General features: G+C 39.4%; 1 protein-coding gene. It reads left to right on the top strand.

The features are described 5' to 3' along the window. Positions 1-241: hypothetical protein (locus tag R0K30_RS23300; RefSeq protein WP_410613380.1), on the top strand; the 241-nt coding region annotated here is incomplete at both ends.

Below are 241 nucleotides of genomic sequence, written 5' to 3'. Positions count from 1 at the left end.
CCATAAGCACCGTTTATTGGATGATTTTGGTGACTTTGCCATTTTCATTAATATTGAAAAAGATGACGCTCTCCCTTTTCAGCTAACTGTACAACAAGTCGAAAATATTGATGATCAACACCAGATTATCAATGTTGAGGATCCTTGGCGAGAAAGTGTAAATCGTAGCTATGAAGTAGGGCATGATTATCATGCAATACGTGCTAGTAACCTTGCTCGAATCCAAGGTGTCATTGGTGGC

Origin of the sequence: Bacillus sp. SIMBA_154 (genome assembly GCF_046536015.1) — a bacterium.
Classification (GTDB): domain Bacteria; phylum Bacillota; class Bacilli; order Bacillales; family Bacillaceae; genus Bacillus; species Bacillus pumilus_P.
The sequence above is the reverse complement of the archived record's forward strand: the minus strand, read 5'-3'. Positions and strand labels throughout refer to the sequence as shown.